The sequence below is a fragment of the Brachybacterium tyrofermentans genome (genome assembly GCF_039526165.1).
In the GTDB taxonomy this organism is placed as follows: Bacteria; Actinomycetota; Actinomycetes; order Actinomycetales; family Dermabacteraceae; genus Brachybacterium; species Brachybacterium tyrofermentans.
The window spans coordinates 1-19,616 of the sequence record NZ_BAAAIR010000043.1 but is presented as its reverse complement, the minus strand read 5'-3'; the positions used below and the strand labels follow the sequence as shown (position 1 = coordinate 19,616).

Below are 19,616 nucleotides of genomic sequence, written 5' to 3'. Positions count from 1 at the left end.
CTCAGAGCCGGGAGATCGCGTCGTCGCACAGGGCCTTCATATCGTCCAGCATCTTCTGGACGTCCGACTGCCCGGTCAGGCACGCCTCGATGAGAGGCTGGAGGTTGCCGCGGATCTCCATCCACGCCGCGGAGCCGCCTTCGGCCGCGCCGGCCTTGTCCAGGTGCTCGAGGGCGAACGTGGTCAGGTAGTTCTCGGTGATCTCCGGGGTGTCGGGGATGTCCGGGGTCGGCGGCACCTTGCCGGTGGCGGCGTTGCCGGCGGCGAGCATCTCCGGGGTCATGAGGTGCTTGACCAGTGCGGCCGCGGCGTCCTGGTTCTTCGAGCGCTGGCCGACGGAGATCATCGTGCCGCCCTGGAACATCACCGGGTCGTTGCCGTCCGCGCCGGGGAGGAGGAACATCCCCACGGCGTCCTTCTTCGCGAGCTCGGGGGTCATGTCAGCCCAGGTGATCCAGTCCGCCGTGCTGACCAGCTGCATCGCCGCGGCCCCCTGCATGAACGGGGTGGGCTGCCCCTCGGCTGCCTGCAGGTCGTAGTCGACCGCCCCCTTGTCCATCAGGTCGAGGATCCACTGGGTGGCCTTCGCGCCGGGCTCCTCCTGGAGCGTGGGCGTGAGCCCGTCCTCGCTGAAGAGAGTGCCCCCGAAGGCGTAGAGCAGATGGATCCAAGCCTGACGGATGTTCTTGGTGAGCAGGTCGAAGCCGACCACGCCGTCGCCGGTCAGCTCGTTCGCGACCTCGGCGAGCTCATCCATCGTCGTGGGCGCCTCGGTGATGCCCTTCGCCGCGAACATCTCCTTGTTGTAGACCACGAAGCGGAGGTCCATGCCGATCGGCAGCGAGTAGTACTTGTCCTCGTAGCGGCACGAGCCGAGCAGCGCCTCGTCGAGACCGAGCCCGTCGACGTAGTCGGAGGGCAGCTCCGCGAAGATCTCCTTGTGCGCGAACGGCGGGGTCCAGCCCACGCCGGACATGATCACATCGGCCACCAGGCCGCCCGCGATCGAGGTCGAGAGCTTCTCGTTGAGCTTGTCCCAGGCGACCTGATCGACCTTGACCTTCACTCCGGAGTTCTCGTCCGTGAAGGCCTTGATCATGTCCTTGAGCTCGGCGGCCGCATCCCCCGTGAAGTCCGGGGTGAGCAGGGTGACGTCGCCGGACAGGTCGGTGGCCTCGGCGTCGATGTTCACCGGGCCGTCCGTGCTGGTGTCCTCGGTGGATCCGCAGGCGGCGGCGGTGAGACCGATGCCCGTGGCACCGGCGGCGGAGATCATGGAACGTCGTGACAGCATCTTTGCGGTCCCTTCGGGGAGGGGGAGTGACGGGCTCTGGGCAGTTCGGCGGATGCGCATCGGACCTCATCGGCCGGCGGCGTCCCTGCGCCAGCACGACGAACGAGGTGGACCGGAGCATCCGCTCGATGTGACCTGGGTCGCGCACTGGTGAGACACGAATGTCCGCTGTTCTGCACGTTCTGTCGGGAAGTTGCCGCGTGTTGTCGGCACGCGCTTTCCGGCGGTGGCGGCGAGAGCTCGCCGGACGTACTTCCAGGTAGTGGCTCGGTGCAACGTTGCGAAACGATGTGCAAACGTTGCTCCCGCCCCGAGTGCCGTTACCCGAATGGAATGTTGGGCGGCGCTCGAGGGCGGGCGCGCACGGGGAACGGGGCCCGGTGAGGACATCCGCCACCGACGTCGGGACGGCGCTCGCACGGGTCTCGCCGGGGCCCATCTGACGACATCCGCTCCGAGCCTGTTCGAGCGCCGACGCACGGGCTCCTACAGTTCAGCCATGGGATCGCACGAGAGCGCCGAGCGCGGTGACGAACACGCAGCAGCTTCCGAGGAATCAGCGGCAACCGGGGCGGTCGGTGACGCCGCGGAGTCCGTCGGCGACGCGGCGGAAACCGTCGAGGACGCTGCGGAGACCGTCGAGGAGCAGCCGGCGTTCCAGGCCGTCGCCCGGGGCGGTTTCCTCATGGGCGGGCTGGTGCACGTGCTCATCGGATGGATCGCCGTGCGGCTCGCGCTCGGGGACTCCGGGGGCAGTGCGGATCAGAGCGGGGCGATGGCGATGATCGCGCAGGCGCCCGGCGGGCAGATCCTGCTGTGGGCCGGCGGGCTGGTCATGGGCATCCTGGCGCTGTGGCTCCTGCTGCGCACCTGGTTCGCCGCGCGCAGCGCCCAGGGGTTGAGGGCCACGGTGGTCGACGCGCTGCGTTGGCTGGGGCCTGCGGTGGTCTACGCGGCCCTGTCGGTGATGGTCCTGCGGTTCGCCGCAGGCGGCGGGTCGTCCTCGGAGGCGCAGACGCAGTCCGCCACGGCAGGCCTGCTGGGCTCGGGGCCGGGGCGGGCGCTGGTGCTCCTCGCCGGCGCGGTCGTAATCGGTATCGGGATCGGCTTCGTGGTCCTCGGGGTCACCCGTCGCTTCCTCCGGCAGCTGGAGCGCGGCGGAGCCCGGAGCGTCGGAGCCGCGCTGCGGATCACCGGGATCGTCGGCTATGTCGCGAAGGGGCTCGCGCTGGCGGCGGTCGGAGCACTGCTGGGGTGGGCCGCAATCTCCGCAGACCCGGAGAAGGCGACCGGGCTCGACGGGGCGCTGAAAACCATGGCGGGGCTGCCGGCGGGAGTGGCAATGCTGCTGCTCGTCGGGGTGGGCTTGATCCTCTTCGGCGTCTACTGCGCGCTGCGGTCCCGCTACCAGGAGATGTGAGCGGGCTGGAGGTGTGAGCGAGAGCCCGGAGCCTCGTCGCCTCAGCGTGCCGGGGCGTACCTCAGCAGCAGTGCTCCATGCGGGGCGATCACCACGTCGAGCGCCGTGGAGCCGGGGGCGACGCCCCGGGCGGCGTCCGACTGCTCGGTGACCGGACGGGTGGGCACCTCGCCGCCGCTCCACAGCTCGGTGACCTGGCCCTCGAGGTGCGAGGGCAGGTCCACGTCCTGGCTGTCGAGCGCGACGGGAAGCTCGTCCGCGCCGAGGTTGAAGGCGGCGACGTAGCGGGTGTCGCCGTCCCCGTCGGCCGTCCACAGGACCAGCGGCCCTTCACGGAACACCTCGCGGTTGCCGGAGGAGGCGCGGAGCACCTCGAGCACGGCATCGTTGCGCAGCAGAGCGACGGTCTCCGGGTCGGAGCTCTGCAGGTCGCCGCCGATCATCAGCGGGGAGCGGGCGATCACCCACAGCGTCATCAGGGTGCGACGTTCCTCGGGGGTGAGCCGATCATGGCGCGGCTCGCCCCGTTCGGCGCGGATCCCGATGCGCCCCAGCGGGAGCATGTCTCCGTCGGCCCAGCCGTCCGGGCCCGAGTACGGGGCCCAGCGGGCGAAGCGCGCGAAGTTCGCCTCGACGTCCTCCCAGCGATCCCAGAGGTCATCGCAGATCCGCCACATGGTCGCGTGCTCGCGCAGATGCGGCAGGCGGGTCAGCGACAGGTCGCGGCCCGGTGACAGGCTCAGCTGCATCGGCCGGCCGCAGCCCTCGATCGCGGCGGAGAACGCCTCGATCTCGGCGGCCTGGTAGGGCCACAGCATGTCGTCGACCTTGAGGAAGTCCACGCCCCAGGAGGCATAGAGCGCGAGCACCGAGTCGTAGTAGGCGTGCGCGCCCGGCACGGTGTGGTCGATGCCCACCATGTCCGGGTTCCACTCGCAGGAGTTGGTGGGATCTGCGATGTCCGAGGCGCGCAGCGTGCTGCCCACGATCGGGGTGTTCGCGGCCACGGCGCGGCGGGGGACCCCGCGCATCACGTGGATGCCCAGGCGCAGGCCCAGGCCGTGGAGCTGCGCGGCGAGCGGCCCGAAGCCGGCCCCGTCCGCGGAGCTCGGGAAGCGTCCGGGGTCCGGCAGCAGCCGTCCCTGCTCGTCCATGACCAGCGGGGCGTCCGCGTTGTAGCCGTGGGAACGGGCCGACGGGTCCGACCAGTCGATGTCGATCACCACCGTGTCCCAGCCGTACGGGGCGAGGTGCTCGGCGAGGAAGCTGGCGTTGGCCAGCACCTCCTCCTCGGTGACGGTGGTGCCGTAGCAGTCCCAGCTGTTCCAGCCCATCGGCGGGCGGGAGGGGTCGGCTGGTGCTGGTGCTGGTGCTGGTGCTCGTGCAGAGGCTGGTTCTGGTGTCGAGGTCGAGCGGGGGTTCTTCATCAGATCACTCTCCGAGCAGGCGGTCGACGTAGGCGTTGCGGAACACCCGGTCCGGGTCCATCCGGTTGCGCAGAGCCTGGAAGTCTTCGAGGCGGGCGTACTGTGCGCGCACCGTCTCCGGATCGGTGGTGAAGACCTTGCCCCAGTGGGGGCGCGGGGCGAAGGGTGCCAGCCGTTCCTCGATCTCCGGCAGCAGGGCCTCCACTTCGGCCGGCAGCTGCTTCCACGTGAAGTGCACGCAGGCGCTGTCGCGCTGGTGGGCGGGGGAGAGCCAGAGGTCGTCGGCCGCAACGGTGCGCACCTCGGAGGCGTGCAGCAGCGGACGGATCCGCTCGCCGAGGTCCGTCACCGCGGCCAGCGCGTCGGCCACCTGCTCTCGGGTCACGAAGTACTCCGACTGGATCTCCTCGCCATTGCTCGGGGTGAACTCGAGGCGGAAGTGCGGCAGGCGCTCGTGCGACGGCCCCGGCTGCCCGGACTGGTCGGTGCAGGGATCCGCGGGCAGGTCGGGCAGGGGGTGCACGGGATGGGTGGCGCGGTGCCCGCCGTGCCACTGGTCGGGCAGGGGCGCGTCGACGTCCACCACCTGCTTCACCCAGGCCTGCGCGATGCGGCCGTCCCAGCGGTGGAACAGGCTCACGCTGTAGCCCGCACCGAGCTGGTCCGAGAGCGCCTCCTGGGTCATGGCCTGCGGCGACAGGTCCAGATGCACGCTCTGGCGCATCGAGAAGGCGGGCACGAGGTCGAGTGTCAGGTGGGTGACCACGCCGAGCATGCCGAGGGAGAGCACCACCCCGTCGAAGATCTCGGGATCCCCCTCGCGGGAGAGCGTCAGCAGGTCCCCGCCCGCCGTGACCAGCTCGACCGCGCGCACGGCGGAGGCGAGCGAGCGGTTGGCGTCGCCCGAGCCATGGGTGCCGGTCGCGCTCGCCCCGCCCACCGAGATGTGGGGGAGCGAGCCGGTGTTCGCCAGCGCCAGACCGACCTCGGCGGCCGCGACCGCGAGCTCGCCGTAGCGCACCCCGGCCGCGACCCGTACGGTGCGCGCGGCGGTGTCGAACTCGAGGTCCGACGGCATCATCGCGAGGGTGACCAGGTCCGCGTCGCTCGCCGCGACCGCGGAGAACGAGTGGCGCGTGCCGAGCGCACGGATCCGGCCGCTGCGGCCGACGAGCGCGCGCAGCTGGTCCACGGACGTGGGGGCGTGCAGAGGCCCGGGGCCGTAGTCGACGGTGCCGGACCAGCTGAGGCCGGGCCGGGCGAGCTCCGGGCCGGAGGCGCTGCCGGCGGACGTCGCGTTCTGGGAGGTCATGCGGTCCACCTCGTCGTGGTCGTGGTCGTGGTCGTGGTCGTGGTCGGAGTGCGGTGTGAAGCCGGCGTGGGCGCGGGCGTGGGTTCGGCGTGGCCGGGTGCGCTGATCGGCGACGTCAGCCGGGCACGTCGGCCGGGTGCGCAGACCGGGCACGCGCGCCGAGTGCGCAGGCCGGGCACGTCCGCCGGGTGCGCAGACCGGGCACGCCCGCCGAGTGCACCGCACCAGAATTGTCGCCCCAGGACCGATGCCGCGCCCACTATCGGTCGTGACGCCGCAGAACTCACCCGGACAGGGCGGGAAGGTCACGGTGTCCGGGGCTCCGCTGCCTCGCCGCGGGTCGTCGCCCTCGCCGCAGATCGGCACCCTCAGCGGGGATCGGCGCCCTCAGCGAGGCAAAGGTGGGGGAATGCTGCTCTCATTCCCCCACCTTTGCCTCACTGAGCGACCCTGGAACGGGCTGCGGCGAGCTGAGCGGGCTGAGCGACCCTGGAGCGGGCTGCGGCGAGCCGGGCCTGGCTCAGAAACCCTGGCCGAGGCGGTAGAACACCTGGTTGGTGCGCAGCTCCTGGGCGAAGGAGCGCACCGTGGTGTCCTCGTCGATCACGGCGAGCTCGATATCGCCGATCTGGGCGAGATCCCGCCACACCTCGAGATCCAGGGCGTTGCTCATCACCGTGTGGTGAGCGGCGCCGGCGGTCAGCCAGCACTCGGCGGAGGTCGCGAAATCGGGGGCGGGCTCCCAGACGGCGCAGGCCACCGGCAGCTTCGGCAGATCGTGCTCGGGCTCGACGACCTCGACCACGTTGGCGACCAGGCGGAAGCGCTCGCGCATGTCCGAGAGGGCGACCACGACAGCGGGGCCGGCGTCGGCCGTGAACTTCAGGCGCACCGGGTCCTCCCGGTCGCCGATCCCCAGCGGGTGGATCTCCAGCGACGGCTTCGCGGTGGTCAGCGAGGGGGAGACCTCGAGCATGTGCGCGCCCAGGATCTTCTCGCTGCCGGGGGTGAGCTCGTAGGTGTAGTCCTCCATGAGGGAGGCGCCGCCGGGCAGGCCGTGGCCCATCACCGCGGCGACCCGCACCAGGATCGCGGTCTTCCAATCGCCCTCGGCGCCGAAGCCGTAGCCGTCCGCCATCAGCCGCTGCACGGCCAGGCCCGGCAGCTGACGCAGGCCGCCGAGGTCCTCGAAGTTCGTGGTGAACGCGCCGAAGCCGCCCTCTTCGAGGAAGGTGCGCAGGCCCAGCTCCTGGCGGGCGCCGTAGCGCAGCGCCTCGTGGCGCTCCCCGCCCTTCCGCAGCTCGGGGACCACCTCGTACTGCGCCTCGTACTCGGCGACCAGCGCATCGATCGCGCTGTCCTCCACGGCGTCGACGACCGCGACCAGGTCGTTCACGCCCCAGGTGTTCACGGAGACGCCCAGGCGCAGCTCGGCCTCGGTCTTGTCGCCCTCGGTGACGGCGACGCCGCGCATGTTGTCGCCGAAGCGGGCCAGCTTCAGGGAGTGCATCTCGGCCCAGCCGGTGGCGGCGCGGGCCCAGCGGCCCACCTTCTCCTGCACGCCGGCATCGCTCGCGTGGCCCACGACGGTCTTGCGGTTCACGCCGAGGCGGGTGGCGATGTAGCCGAACTCGCGGTCGCCGTGCGCGGCCTGGTTGAGGTTCATGAAGTCCATGTCGATCGTGGACCAGGGCAGCTCGACGTTGGCCTGAGTGTGCAGGTGCAGCAGCGGGGTGCGCAGGGCGTCGAGGCCCTGGATCCACATCTTCGCCGGTGAGAAGGTGTGCATCCAGGCGATGACGCCCACGCAGGCGGGGTCGGCGTTCGCGGCCAGGGCGGTCTCGCGGATCGCGTCGCGGTCGGTGAGCACGGGCTTCCAGACGATCTTCACGGGGATCGAGCTGCCGTCGTCGAGGGTCTCGGCGATCACGCGGGACTGCTCGGCGACCTGGTCGAGCGTCTCGGGGCCGTACAGGCCCTGGCTGCCGGTCAGGAACCAGATCTCGCGGGCTTCGAAGGGGTTCTGCATGGGGGTTCTCCAGTGTTCAGGGGTAGTGAGTCGACGGGGCCGAGGGGGCCGACGGGGCGGCAGTGACCAGCGTCAGTGCTGGCCGTAGACGTTCTGGTAGCGGTCGTAGAGCGAGTCGATGTGCTCCTGCGCGATGGGCAGCGGCTCGCCGAGCTGGCGGGAGATGTGCACGGTGCGCGCGACCTCCTCGACCATCACGGCGGCCTTCACGGCGGCGCGGGCGTCCGTGCCGATCGTGAACGGGCCGTGGTTCTGCATGAGCACGGCCGGGCTGCGATGCCCGGCGAGGGTCTCCACGATGCCGCGGCCGATGGAGTCGTCGCCGATGATCGCGAAGGGGCCGACGGGGACCGGGCCGCCGAACTCGTCGCCCATCATCGTCAGCACGCAGGGGATCTCCTGGCCGCGGGCGGCCCAGGCTGTCGCATAGGTCGAGTGGGTGTGGACCACGCCGCCCACCTCGTCCATGTGCTCGTAGACGTAGGCGTGCGCCGCGGTGTCCGAGGAGGGGGTGAGGGAATCGGGGGTTCCGTCCACGATCTTCGTGCCGTCCAGGGTGCACACCACCATGGACTCCGCGGTGAGCTCGTCGTAGGAGACGCCGGAGGGCTTGATGACCAGCAGGCCGGGCACCTCGGGATCGGTGGCGGGCACACGCTCGGAGACGTTGCCGGCGGTCCAGACGACGAGGCCGTTGCGGGGGAGCTCGGCGTGCAGGGCGGCGACGCGCTCGCGGGTCGCGGCGACGGCCTCCTGGGTGGCCTGGGGGAGGTCGGTGAGGACGAGGGTCATGGGGCGGCTCCTGGATCGGGGCTGGGGCTGGGGCTGGGCGGTCGACGGGCGGAAGGACGACGGGGCGGAGGTCGGAAGGTCGGACGTGCTGCGGGGCAGAGCCTGGCCGGTGCACGTGCGCGGTGCCGCGCGAGGGATGCCGTCAGGTGGCGATCACAGGAAGCGGTCAGAGGCTCAGGCGAGCACCTCGCCGGCCCTCCGCTCGACCTCGAGGCCGGTGCGGTAGCCGGCCAGCCAGGACGCGTGCCCGGCCATCCCGGCCTCGTCGGTCTGCACGGTGGAGAGCTCCTGGGAGGCGAAGATCTGCTCGGCCAGGAAGCTACTGAGCGAGGTGGCGGCCGATCCGTGGCGGGTCGACGCGGTGTACGCGGCCAGCAGCGCCATGCCCCAGGCTCCGCCCTCCCCGGCGGATTCGCCCAGGGCGACCGGGGTGGCGAGGGCGTCGGCCAGGATCTGCTGGGCGATGCCCTTCGTGCGGAAGATCCCGCCGTGGGCGTACATGACGTCGAGGTGCACACCCTCATCCTTCAGCAGCGCCTCCATGCCCACCGCGAGCGCCCCGAAGGCGCCGTAGAGCTGGGAGCGCATGAAGTTCTCGAGCGTGAAGCGGGCCTCCTGCTCGCGCACCAGCAGGGGTCGGCCAGAGGGCACGGCCGTCTGGTGCTCGCCGGAGATGTAGTTGTAGCTCAGCACCCCGCCGGCGTCGGCGTCGCCCTCGGCACCCGCGCCGAAGAGCGTGGAGTACAGCTCCTCGGGGCCCACGGGGTGTCCCAGCAGCTCGGCGAAGCGGCCGAAGAGGCCCAGCCAGGCGTCGAGGTCGCCCGCGCAGTTGTTGGTGTGGATCATCGCGACGGGATCGCCGGACGGCGTGGTGACCAGGTCGATCTCCTCGCGGGGCCCGGACAGCGGCTTCTCCAGGACCACCATCGCGAAGGCGCTGGTGCCCGCGGAGACGTTGCCGGTGCGGGGGTCCACGGCCTGGGTGGCGACCATGCCGGTGCCGGCGTCACCCTCCGGGGGAGCGGCCACGGCGCCGGGCTGCAGGGCGCCCGTCGGATCCAGCAGAGCGGCGCCTCCGGAGGTCAGCGTGCCGGCGTCCTGCCCGGCCACGAGCACCTCGGGGAGGATCTCCGGCAGGGACCAGGGGAGGTCGGTGACGGCGTCCAGGCCCGCGAAGCGCTCGAGCAGCTCGGGATCGAAGGCATCGCCCGAGACGGCGATCGGGAACACGCCGCTGGCGTCCCCCACGCCGAGCACGGAGCGCCCGGTGAGCTTCGAGTGCACGTACCCGGCCAGGGTGGTGAGCTGGCCCAGGCGCGGCACGTGCTCCTCGTCGCCGAGGATCGCATGCAGCAGATGCGAGACGCTCCAGCGCAGAGGGATGTTGAGGTCGAAGGTGCTGCTGAGCAGCGAGGCGGCGTCGGCCGTGTAGGTGTTGCGCCAGGTGCGGAAGGGGACCAGCTGCTCCCCGTCGTGGTCCAGGGCGAGGTAGCCGTGCATCATCGCGGAGATGCCGATGCTCGCGAGCTGGGTGAGCTCGACCCCGTGGCGCTCGCGCACATCGCGCACGAGGTCGGCGTAGCAGGACTGGATCCCTGACCAGGCGTCGTCGAGCGAGTAGGTCCAGCTGTCGTCGGCGAACTCGTTCTCCCAGGCGTGGGACCCGGTGCCGAGCACGAGGCCGGAGTCGTCGACCAGCGCGGCCTTGATCCGGGTCGAGCCCAGCTCGAGGCCGAGGTGGGCGCTGCCGGCCTCGAGGAGGGCGGCGGCATCGGGGCGGGAGAGGTCCGGCGAGGACACGGCGTCGTGCGTCATGGGGTCATCCCACCAGGTGGCACCGCCGAATGTCAACGTTCACATTTTTGTCTCGGAGTCTGGGCGGTGGCACCTGGCAGCTCGTGGTCAGTGCGTGCGCTCGGGGCGCGTGGAGCGGCGCACCACCAGGCGCGGCGGCAGCGTGCTGGGGGTCCCGGGTGGGAGCTCGTGCCCCTCGAGCAGGCACAGCAGGCGCTGCAGGGCCAGTCGACCCAGGTCCGCGAAGGGCTGCGAGACGGTGGTCAGGGAGGGGACCTGGAACTCGGCGCCGAGCGTGTTGTCGAAACCGACCACGGCGACGTCCTCGGGGATGCGCAGCCGGTGCTCGTGCAGGGCGTGGAGCACACCGATCGCCATCATGTCGTTCGCGGCGAAGATTGCATCGGGCAGGCCCTCGCGGACCAGGTCGTTCGCGAGGTCGTAGCCGGCTCGGGGGGTCCAGTCGCCCGGGCCCACGACGGTTCCGTCGAGGCCGTGCAGCTCGACGGCGTGCTCGAAGCCCTCGAGGCGGGCGCGGGCGTCGAACCAGTCCTGGGGGCCGGCGGCGTGGACCACGGAGCGGGCGCCGGTGCGCGCCAGGTGCTCGATGACCTGCAGTGCTCCGAGCTGCTGGTCCACGCCGACCACCTCGACCCCGGGTGCTCGGGGGGCCTGTGCGGAGACCGCGACGACCGGGGTGGAGCGGGCGACCGCGGCGACGGCGGGCACCATGCCCTCGTGGGCGGCGACCACGAGGACGCCGTCGGCCCCGGAGCCCAGGAGCTCGGCACCGATCTCGCGCTCGCAGTCGTCGTGCGCGCCGACGGTGGTCAGGAGCACCGAGTAGCCGGCCTCGCGGGCGGCGGACTCGATGGCGGTGGTGGTCTCCGCCGGTCCGAACAGCGCGGAGCCGTCGGTGAGCATGCCGATCAGCGAGGACCGAGTGGTCTTCAGGGCGCGGGCGGCCCGGTTGCGGGTGTAGCCGAGCTCGGTGATCGCCTGCTGCACGCGGGTACGGGTGTCGGGCCGCACGATCCCGGGCTCGTTGAGCACGCGGGAGACGGTCTGGTAGGAGACGCCGGCGCGGGAGGCGACGTCGGCCATGGAGGGGCGGCGGGGTGCGGGGTCCATGGGCTCCTTCCTGAGGGGGCTGTCGATCCGGGTGGTCGGTGCAGGTGGTCGGTGCAGGTGGTCGAGATGGGCGATCGGCTCACGTGCCCGATCCGAGGATTCCGCGCCGGTCTCCGGTGAGGGAGCCGCTGCGTCGTCCGTGACCTGCATCAACGCGTGAAAACGCTTTACAGCAGGTCACCGCGTTACACGGAACTTACCAGTGGTAAGTCGTTGCTGATTCGTGACCCCCAGGGGGTCGACTCTTCTTGACATCTGCTTCAATGTGAACGTTACCATTCGGGGCGTTCCTCGCCATCGATGGCGTGCGAACCATGGACACGGACCCGCCCCAGGGTCCAGCAGTGACCGCCGAGGCGATGTTGACACGGTGATGGGCGAAGCAGCCCGGCACCGCACGCGCACAGAGCCCACGCGGGACGTCCCCTGCTGCAGGGAGCAGTCGGCGATTTCGAGGAGGAAATACCCATGTACAACCGGAGAATCTTCATGCTGGGAGCGACGGCCACGGCGGCCGCGCTCGGACTGGCCGCCTGTGGCGGCGAAGGCGCAGGATCCGGTGGCCCCGACACGGACGCCGCACCCAGCGAGCAGACCGTCGGCGTCGCGATGCCCACCCAGACCTACGAGCGGTGGGTCGCGGACGGCAACAACATCAAGAAGGGCCTGGAGGACAAGGGCTTCAAGGTCGACATGCAGTACGCCGAGGATGACATCCCGACGCAGCAGCAGCAGATCGATCAGATGGTCAACTCGGGCGTGAGCGTGCTGCTGATCGCCTCGATCGACGGCGCCTCGCTCTCCTCGCAGCTCGATGCGGCCGCCGCGGCGAACATCCCCGTGATCGCGTACGACCGCCTGCTCACCGACAACGAGAACGTCGACTTCTACGTCACCTTCGACAACTACAAGGTGGGCGTGAACCAGGCGAACGCGCTGATGTTCGGCCTGGGCCTGCTGGACGAGGAGTTCAAGCCCGCCGGCGATGCCCCGAAGGGCCCGCTGAACGTCGAGCTCTTCGCCGGCTCCCTGGACGACAACAACGCCCACCTGTTCTGGCAGGGCGCCATCGACACCCTCCAGCCGTACTTCGACGACGGCACCCTCGTGGTGCTGTCCAAGCAGATCGACATCGAGCAGGCCGCCACCCAGCGCTGGGAGCAGGAGACTGCCCAGAAGCGCATGGAGAACCTGCTGACCACGCACTACAACGGTGGGGAGGAGCTGGCCGGCGTGCTGTCTCCGGCCGATCCGCTGTCGCGCGGCATCATCAACGCCCTGCAGAACGCCGGCCTCGGGCCGACGATCGAGGAGGGCCTGCCGGTCGTCACCGGTCAGGACGCCGAGATCGCCTCGATCAAGCTGATCGCGGACGGCGTGCAGTCCTCGACCATCTTCAAGGACACCCGCACCCTGGCCGACCAGGCCATCCTGAGCGCGGAGTCCATCCTCAAGGGCGAAGAGCCCGAGGCGAACGACACCGAGACGTACGACAACGGCGTGAAGGTCGTGCCGTCGTACCTGCTCCCGATCCAGATGGTCCTGGAGAGCAACTACCAGGAGATCATGGTCGATTCCGGGTATTACACGCCTGAGCAGGTCGAGTCCGGCCAGCTCTGAGCCTGCCTCTGCAGCAGTAATCCGGTGGGGTCCCGGCGCCCGCGAGATCGCGGCGCTGGGACCCTCCTGCCCGAAGGAGGGCCCCTTGACCGAACACATCCTCGAGATGCGGTCCATCACCAAGAGATACCCCGGCGTCGTCGCCCTCAAGGACGTGTCCCTGACCGTCGACGAGGGCGAGATCCACGCGATCTGCGGCGAGAACGGCGCCGGCAAGTCCACGCTCATGAAGGTGCTCTCCGGCGTCGAGCCGGCCGGCAGCTACGAGGGCGAGATCCATTACCGCGGCCGCCCCGTCAGCTTCGCCACCATCAACGACTCCGAGGCCGAGGGCATCGTGATCATCCACCAGGAGCTCGCCCTGGTGCCCCACCTGTCGATAGCCGAGAACATCTTCCTGGGGAACGAGCAGACCAAGGGCGGCGTGATCAGCTGGCACGAGACCAACGCCCGGGCCGCCGAGCTGCTCGAGCGCGTCGGACTGCGCGAGAAGCCCGTGACCCCCGTCGGGCAGCTCGGCGTGGGCAAGCAGCAGCTGGTGGAGATCGCCAAGGCGCTCACCAAGAACGTGAGCCTGCTGATCCTCGACGAGCCCACCGCGGCGCTGAACGACGACGACTCCGAGCACCTGCTCACCCTCATCCGCGGCCTGCGCGACGAGGGCGTCACCAGCATCATCATCAGCCACAAGCTCGGGGAGATCGCCGCCGTCGCCGACGCCACGACGATCATCCGCGACGGCTCCACCATCGAGACCATCGATATGGGCGTCCCCGCGGACCAGAAGCGCACCCTCATCCCCCGCATCATCAAGGGCATGGTCGGGCGCGACATCGACAACCTCTACCCGGAGCGCAACGCCGAGATCGGCGAGGAGATCTTCCGGGTCGAGGACTGGCATGTCGGCCACCCCACCCAGCAGGGCCGCGTCGTCGTCGACGGCGCGTCGCTGACCGTGCGCGCCGGCGAGGTCGTCGGCATCGCCGGGCTCATGGGTGCCGGTCGCACCGAGCTCGCGATGAGCGTCTTCGGGCGCTCGTACGGGCGCGACATCTCCGGCACCGCCTACATGCACGGCAGGCCGGTGCGGCTGCACTCGGTCTCCGACGCCATCGACGCCGGGATCGCCTACGTCTCCGAGGACCGCAAGCAGTACGGGCTGAACCTGATCCAGGACATCCGCACGAACGTCACCTCGGCAGGCCTGAAGAAGATCACCACCGGAGGGTGGATCAACGGCAACGAGGAGATCTCGGTCGCCGAGCGCTACCGCTCCTCGCTGAACATCAAGACCCCGACCGTGATGGCGCCCGTCGGCAAGCTCTCCGGCGGCAACCAGCAGAAGGTCGTGCTCAGCAAGTGGCTGTACACCGAACCCGAGCTGCTGATCCTCGACGAGCCCACCCGCGGCGTCGACGTCGGCGCGAAGTTCGAGATCTACTCGATCATCAACGAGCTCGCCGAGGCCGGCAAGGCGATCATCGTCATCTCCTCGGAGCTGCCCGAGGTCATGGGCCTCTCCGACCGCATCTACACATTGTCCACGGGCCGCATCACCGGCGAGGTCGCCGCCCAGGACGCCACGCAGGAGCGCCTCATGGAGCTCATGACCAGGGAAAGGGAGTGAGCGCGCCTCATGGCGGGAACTTCTGACATCAAGCAGCTCCTGACGCGAAATCTGCGTCAGAGCGGCATCTACATCGCGTTCGTGTTCATCATCGTGCTGTTCACGATCCTCACCGGCGGAGCACTGCTCAGCCCGGGCAACCTGACCAACCTGGTGCTCCAGTACTCCTACATCCTGATCCTCGCGATCGGCATGGTGCTGATCATCGTGGCCGGGCACATCGATCTGTCCGTCGGCTCGGTGGTCGCGCTGACCGGCGGCGTCGCGGCCGTCGTGGTGATCGGCCACGGCATGCCCTGGTGGCTCGGCGTCCTCGCGGCGCTGGGCACCGGTGTGCTGGTGGGTCTGTGGCAGGGATTCTGGGTGGCCTATGTGGGCATCCCGGCCTTCATCGTCACCCTGGCGGGCATGCTCATCTTCCGTGGGCTGACCATGCAGGTCCTGGGCAACGTCTCGCTCTCGCCGTTCCCCAAGGAGTACCAGTACATCTCTGGCGGGTTCCTCAACGGGATCTTCGGCGGCAACGGCTACGACGCCTTCACGCTGTTCCTCGCCGCTGCGCTGATCGTGGTCTTCGCAGTCCAGCAGTACCGCGGGCACCTGGCGAAGCTGAAGTACAAGCAGCAGGTCGAGGCCCAGCCGCTGTTCTGGCTGAAGACCGCCGCGATCGCCGTGGTCGTCATGGCCTTCGCCTGGCAGCTCGCGCACTCTCGCGGCCTGCCGGTGGTGCTGATCCTGCTGGCCGCCCTCGTGCTCGTCTACGGCTTCATCAGCCAGAACACGATCTTCGGTCGCCACATCTACGCCATGGGCGGAAACCTCCAGGCCGCGCAGCTCTCGGGCGTGAAGACCCGCCGCGTGAACATGCTCCTGTTCGTCAACATGGGCCTGCTCTCCGCGGTCGCCGGCATCGTCTACTCCGCGCGCTCGAACAGCGCCCAGCCGGGCGCCGGCAACATGTTCGAGCTGGACGCCATCGCGGCCGCCTTCATCGGCGGCGCGGCGGTCACCGGCGGCGTGGGCAAGGTCCACGGCGCGATCATCGGCGGTCTCATCATGGCGGTCATGTCCAACGGCATGCAGATCATGGGCATCGACCAGTCCACCCAGTCCGTCGTCCGCGGCGTGGTGCTGCTGGTGGCCGTGGCCTTCGACGTCTGGAACAAGAAGCGCTCCACCAGCGGAGCCTGAGAGGCGACGACAGGGCCTGGCTCTGTCGCCTGCGACCGGAACCCCGCCGCCATCCTCGATCCCCATGGTCGAGGACGGCGGCGGGGTTCCGTGCGCCGAGTCGATGAAGGGGTGACCGGTTCGGGTCTGAAGGGCCGAGAGAGGTCCGACGGCGTCCTGGCGCCCGCGATGCGGGCGATGACGGGGCGCCGTTCTGTCCGCCTCGAGCGATGACGAACTGTGCTTCTGAAGTCCGACCCTTTCGTGATAAGCGCTGACCTGCCCGGATGGAGCGAATCGGCCGGTGGGCCCCACAAGAAGCACTTCTGCGCGGAGTGTTGACGGCCGCATTGCAACGATGTAAATTCGAAACCAGCGTACGAAGACTGTCGGGTTGACGGCCGCGCACGGCATCTGCCGCGGCGGCCGCGCCCCACCACGAAGAGGTGGATGGAATGATGCTTGGTTCTTCTCGCGCCGGCGCCGCAGGGCCCCGGCCGACTTCCCCCGGAGGTCTTCCCGGGCGTGCTCGCGACAGCGGCCCCGCCGTCGGCCGTCGCGCCCTGATGCAAGGTGCCGGCGCCCTGGGCGCTCTCGGCGGGCTGGGTGCGCTGTCCGGCTGCGCCGGCACCGCGGCGCGGGCGGCCGATGACATCGCCTTCTGGCACCTGCTCTCCGGGCCGGACGGCGTGACAATGGGCGAGATGCTCGATGGCTACATGGCCACCGAGGGGGCGGCCTCCGTCAAGCAGACCGTGCTCGCCTGGGGCGCCCCGTACTACACGAAGCTCGCGATGGCGTCCGCCGGAGGTCGTGCCCCCGACCTCGCCGTGATGCACGCGGCGCGCGTTCCCGGCTACGCGCCCGGCGGCCTGCTCGACGAATGGGACATCGACCTGCTCGGGGAGTTCGGCATCCTCCAGGAGGACTTCCCGGAACTGATCTGGGACAAGATGGTTGTGGACGGGAAGCTCACCGACATCGCGCTGGACTCCCACCCATTCGTCCTCTACTACAACACCGAGATCGCCGAGGCGGCAGGTGTGCTGGGCAGTGATGGGCTGCTGATGCCCACCGACAACCCCGAGGACTTCCGGGCGATGGCGCTCGAGCTCGGGGCCAAGGCTCCCAGCGGCTACGGGCTCTCCTTCGGGTATCTGGGGGACGGCTCCAACCAGTGGCGCATGTTCTCCACCTACTACACCCAGCTCGGCGGCACGATCGAGCTGCCCGTGGGCAAGAAGATGGTGTACCAGGAGGAGCTGGTCATCGAGGCCGCCGAGTGGATCCTCTCGCTCATCGATGACGAGGTCGGTAACCCCGGGCACGACGGGGGTACCGCGATCTCCGAGTTCGCCACCGGCGGCTCCGGCGCCTTCTACGGCGGTGTCTGGGAATCGGGGAACTACCGCAACCAGGGCGTCCCCTTCGACATGACGATGATCCCGGGCGTCTTCGGAGAGCCTGTCGCCTACGCCGACTCGCACTCCTTCGTGCTGCCCCATCAGATGGATCCGGATCCGGAGCGGCGTCGCAACGTGCACGAGGTCGTCGCCTACCTCCTGAAGAACTCGATCACATGGGCAGGGGCTGGCCACATCCCGGCTTATTCCCCGGTGATCGAGGATCCGGCCTACGCAGACCTCGTTCCGCAGTCGCACTATGCCGATGCGGTCGACCACCTCGTCTATGACCCGCCGGCCTGGTTCAGCGGATCCGGCAGCGACTTCCACACCTATTTCGGCAACGACATGCAGAACGTCTGGGCGCGTCGCACCGAACCGCTCGAGGGTTGGAACGCGTTCGTCGCGCGGATCAACGCCCTGTTGCTCAAGCCCACCCCGATGTGATCGCCGTGCGACTTTTCGAGACCTCGCTCGCCGGGCACCTCGCGCCCCCGGCGGTCCCCGCGCCCTCGCCGTTCCCGGTGCGCCGTTCGCGTCCGATCCCAGCAGTGCTGACCTGTCCGTCCGTCGAAGGAGACGACCGATGACCACCGCCGATGCCCTCGCCGCCCCACCCCGGGGTGCTCAGCAGGGCGACAGCCTCGCCCTCGGCCGGGCCCGTCGCCGCCGCTCCGACAACCTTCGTGGCTGGCTGTACTGTGCCCCGTTCCTCCTCGCCTTCGGGATATTCCTCATCTGGCCCACCATCTACGGCCTCTGGATGAGCTTCACCGGGACGAGTCTCGCCGGCACGAACACGGAGTTCGTGGGCCTGGCGAACTGGAGGGAGGCCCTGGGGGATCCGCAGGTATGGACTTCGCTGGCCAACACCGCCTGGTTCACCGTCCTGTCGACGATCCCGTTGGTGGTGGTCGCGATGGTCCTCGCCGTGCTGGTCAACATCGGCCTGCCGGGACAGTGGTTCTGGCGGCTCTCCTTCTTCATGCCGTTCCTGCTCGCCTCGACTGTGGTCTCGCAGTTCTGGAACTGGATGTACAACCCGCAGCTGGGGCTGATCAACACCTTCCTGGGCTGGTTCGGCATTACCGGCCCGGCCTGGCTGCAGGACCCGAGCACGGCCATGATCGCCGTGGTCGTCACCACCGTGTGGTGGACCATCGGCTTCAACTTCCTGCTCTACCTCGCCGCGCTCCAGAACATCCCCGACCAGCTCTATGAGGCCGCCTCGCTCGACGGTGCCGGCAGCTGGCGGAAGTTCCGCGCGATCACCCTGCCGCAGCTGCTGCCCACGACCGTGCTGGTGCTCGTGCTGCAGATGCTGGCCTCGCTGAAGGTCTTCGACCAGATCTACCAGATGACCGGCGGCGGACCCGGCGGGGAGACCCGTCCGGTGCTGCTGTACATCTACGAGGTCGGCTTCACCGGATACCGCCTGGGCTACGCCTCGGCGATCTCCTATATCTTCTTCTTCCTCATCATCATCGTCTCGATCGCCTACATGGTGATCTCTTCCCGACGGAGCGTGAAGGCATGAGCGCCGCGACCCCCACAGCCACCACCCTGAGCCCGGCGGTCCCGAGTGTGAAGTCCCCAGCCCTCAGCACGGCCGGGCGTCGTCGACGCAAGACCACCCCCGCCCGGATCGTCGCCTTCGTGATCCTCGCCGTTCTCGCTCTGGCCTGGCTCATCCCGGTGCTCTGGGCGGTGCTGACCTCCTTCAAGACGGAGGCCGAGGCGGCCGCGATGCCGGTCTCGATCATCCCCGACAGCGGGTTCACTCTGAAGGCCTACCTCAATGTGCTCACCGAGGGTCTGGTGCCGCGGTGGGCGTGGAACAGCCTGCTCACCTCGACGCTGGTCACGGTGATCACCGTGGCGATCTCGGCGCTCGCCGGGTATGCGCTGTCGCGGCTGAAGTTCGCCGGTCGGCAGATGATCATCACCCTGATCGTCGCCTCGATCATGATCCCCGGCCAGATCCTCATCGTGCCGTTGTTCAACCTGATGCTGTCACTGAACCTGGTGGACACCTACTGGGGCATCATCCTGCCGCAGGTGGTCGCGGCACCTATGGTGTTCATCCTCAAGAAGTTCTTCGACCAGATCCCCTTTGAGCTCGAGGAGGCTGCTCTGATGGATGGGGCGAGCAGACTGCGGATCTTCTGGTCCATCGTGCTGCCGCTGTCCCGCCCGATCCTGGGTGCCGTCGCGATCTTCGTATTCATCGGCGCATGGAACAACTTCCTGTGGCCGTTCATCGTGGTCAACGACGCCAGTCTGATGACGCTGCCCACCGGTCTGCAGACCGTGATCAGCGCCTACGGCATCCAGTACGCGCAGAACATGGCCCAGGCTGTGCTCGCCGCGCTGCCGCTGATCGTGGTGTTCATGTTCTTCCAGCGCCAGATCATCAAGGGAGTCGCCACCACAGGCATCGCTGGCACCTGAACGGGCTGGCCTGGCCGACCCAGTCGATCCAGCATCGAGCGTCACGATGCGACCTGCGAACTTCTGAATCGCCCCGGGTTTGTTAGAGGCTCGCAAGTGCCGCGTCGGCGGGTGCCGGTGCGGGGTGGTTGTGATGGTAGGTCTCC

14 protein-coding genes are annotated in these 19,616 nt (G+C 69.3%); 7 read left to right on the top strand and 7 right to left on the bottom strand.

Translation table 11 applies throughout. The annotated features are described in order from the left end of the window. Nucleotide 1: 1 nt before the first annotated feature. Nucleotides 2-1,294 carry an extracellular solute-binding protein gene (locus ABD093_RS12155; RefSeq protein WP_343924748.1) on the bottom strand — a complete coding sequence of 431 codons (1,293 nt, stop codon included), beginning with the start codon at nucleotides 1,292-1,294 and terminating at the stop codon, nucleotides 2-4. Nucleotides 1,295-1,793: 499 nt separating this feature from the next. Here ABD093_RS12155 and ABD093_RS12150 point away from each other — a divergent pair, with 499 nt between their 5' ends. Next, nucleotides 1,794-2,714 (top strand): DUF1206 domain-containing protein, encoded by a 921-nt coding sequence (locus tag ABD093_RS12150; protein WP_343924746.1) that lies wholly within the window; start codon nucleotides 1,794-1,796, stop codon nucleotides 2,712-2,714. Nucleotides 2,715-2,755: 41 nt separating this feature from the next. Here the strand turns inward: ABD093_RS12150 and ABD093_RS12145 are convergent, their stop codons facing one another. The 6 genes from ABD093_RS12145 to ABD093_RS12120 all read right to left on the bottom strand — a co-directional run bounded on the left by ABD093_RS12145 (nucleotide 2,756) and on the right by ABD093_RS12120 (nucleotide 11,199). Further along, on the bottom strand, nucleotides 2,756-4,141 hold the full coding sequence (locus tag ABD093_RS12145) for an alpha-galactosidase (RefSeq protein WP_417281577.1): 1,386 nt from the start codon (nucleotides 4,139-4,141) through the stop codon (nucleotides 2,756-2,758). 4 nt (nucleotides 4,142-4,145) lie between these two features. Beyond that, nucleotides 4,146-5,453 carry a D-arabinono-1,4-lactone oxidase gene (locus tag ABD093_RS12140; RefSeq protein WP_193116998.1) on the bottom strand — a complete coding sequence of 436 codons (1,308 nt, stop codon included), beginning with the start codon at nucleotides 5,451-5,453 and terminating at the stop codon, nucleotides 4,146-4,148. Nucleotides 5,454-5,973: 520 nt separating this feature from the next. Further along, nucleotides 5,974-7,482 carry an L-arabinose isomerase gene (gene araA / locus ABD093_RS12135; RefSeq protein WP_343924743.1) on the bottom strand — a complete coding sequence of 503 codons (1,509 nt, stop codon included), beginning with the start codon at nucleotides 7,480-7,482 and terminating at the stop codon, nucleotides 5,974-5,976. A gap of 72 nt (nucleotides 7,483-7,554) precedes the next feature. Then, the gene (locus ABD093_RS12130) at nucleotides 7,555-8,274 is read right to left on the bottom strand and encodes an L-ribulose-5-phosphate 4-epimerase (RefSeq protein WP_343924741.1); all 720 of its coding nucleotides are present in this window, start codon (nucleotides 8,272-8,274) and stop codon (nucleotides 7,555-7,557) included. A 174-nt stretch (nucleotides 8,275-8,448) separates the two neighbouring features. Then, entirely contained in the window at nucleotides 8,449-10,089 is a 1,641-nt protein-coding gene (locus tag ABD093_RS12125; RefSeq protein WP_193117001.1) for a xylulokinase, read from the bottom strand. A gap of 87 nt (nucleotides 10,090-10,176) precedes the next feature. Further along, nucleotides 10,177-11,199 carry a LacI family DNA-binding transcriptional regulator gene (locus tag ABD093_RS12120; RefSeq protein WP_193117002.1) on the bottom strand — a complete coding sequence of 341 codons (1,023 nt, stop codon included), beginning with the start codon at nucleotides 11,197-11,199 and terminating at the stop codon, nucleotides 10,177-10,179. A 468-nt stretch (nucleotides 11,200-11,667) separates the two neighbouring features. Here ABD093_RS12120 and chvE point away from each other — a divergent pair, with 468 nt between their 5' ends. The 6 genes from chvE to ABD093_RS12090 all read left to right on the top strand — a co-directional run bounded on the left by chvE (nucleotide 11,668) and on the right by ABD093_RS12090 (nucleotide 19,470). After that, a complete protein-coding gene (chvE, locus tag ABD093_RS12115; RefSeq protein WP_343924738.1) occupies nucleotides 11,668-12,819 on the top strand; it encodes a multiple monosaccharide ABC transporter substrate-binding protein in 1,152 nt (383 codons plus the stop codon). Nucleotides 12,820-12,904: 85 nt separating this feature from the next. Next, a complete protein-coding gene (gene mmsA / locus ABD093_RS12110) occupies nucleotides 12,905-14,446 on the top strand; it encodes a multiple monosaccharide ABC transporter ATP-binding protein (RefSeq protein ID WP_343924736.1) in 1,542 nt (513 codons plus the stop codon). 9 nt (nucleotides 14,447-14,455) lie between these two features. Next, entirely contained in the window at nucleotides 14,456-15,637 is a 1,182-nt protein-coding gene (gene mmsB / locus ABD093_RS12105; protein WP_343924734.1) for a multiple monosaccharide ABC transporter permease, read from the top strand. A 545-nt stretch (nucleotides 15,638-16,182) separates the two neighbouring features. Continuing rightward, a complete protein-coding gene (locus ABD093_RS12100; protein WP_193117006.1) occupies nucleotides 16,183-17,466 on the top strand; it encodes an extracellular solute-binding protein in 1,284 nt (427 codons plus the stop codon). 139 nt (nucleotides 17,467-17,605) lie between these two features. Next, on the top strand, nucleotides 17,606-18,556 hold the full coding sequence (locus ABD093_RS12095) for a carbohydrate ABC transporter permease (RefSeq protein ID WP_193117007.1): 951 nt from the start codon (nucleotides 17,606-17,608) through the stop codon (nucleotides 18,554-18,556). Continuing rightward, entirely contained in the window at nucleotides 18,553-19,470 is a 918-nt protein-coding gene (locus ABD093_RS12090) for a carbohydrate ABC transporter permease (RefSeq protein ID WP_193117008.1), read from the top strand. The genes ABD093_RS12095 and ABD093_RS12090 overlap by 4 nt, the downstream gene beginning before the upstream one ends. The last annotated feature ends 146 nt before the right edge of the window (nucleotides 19,471-19,616 follow it).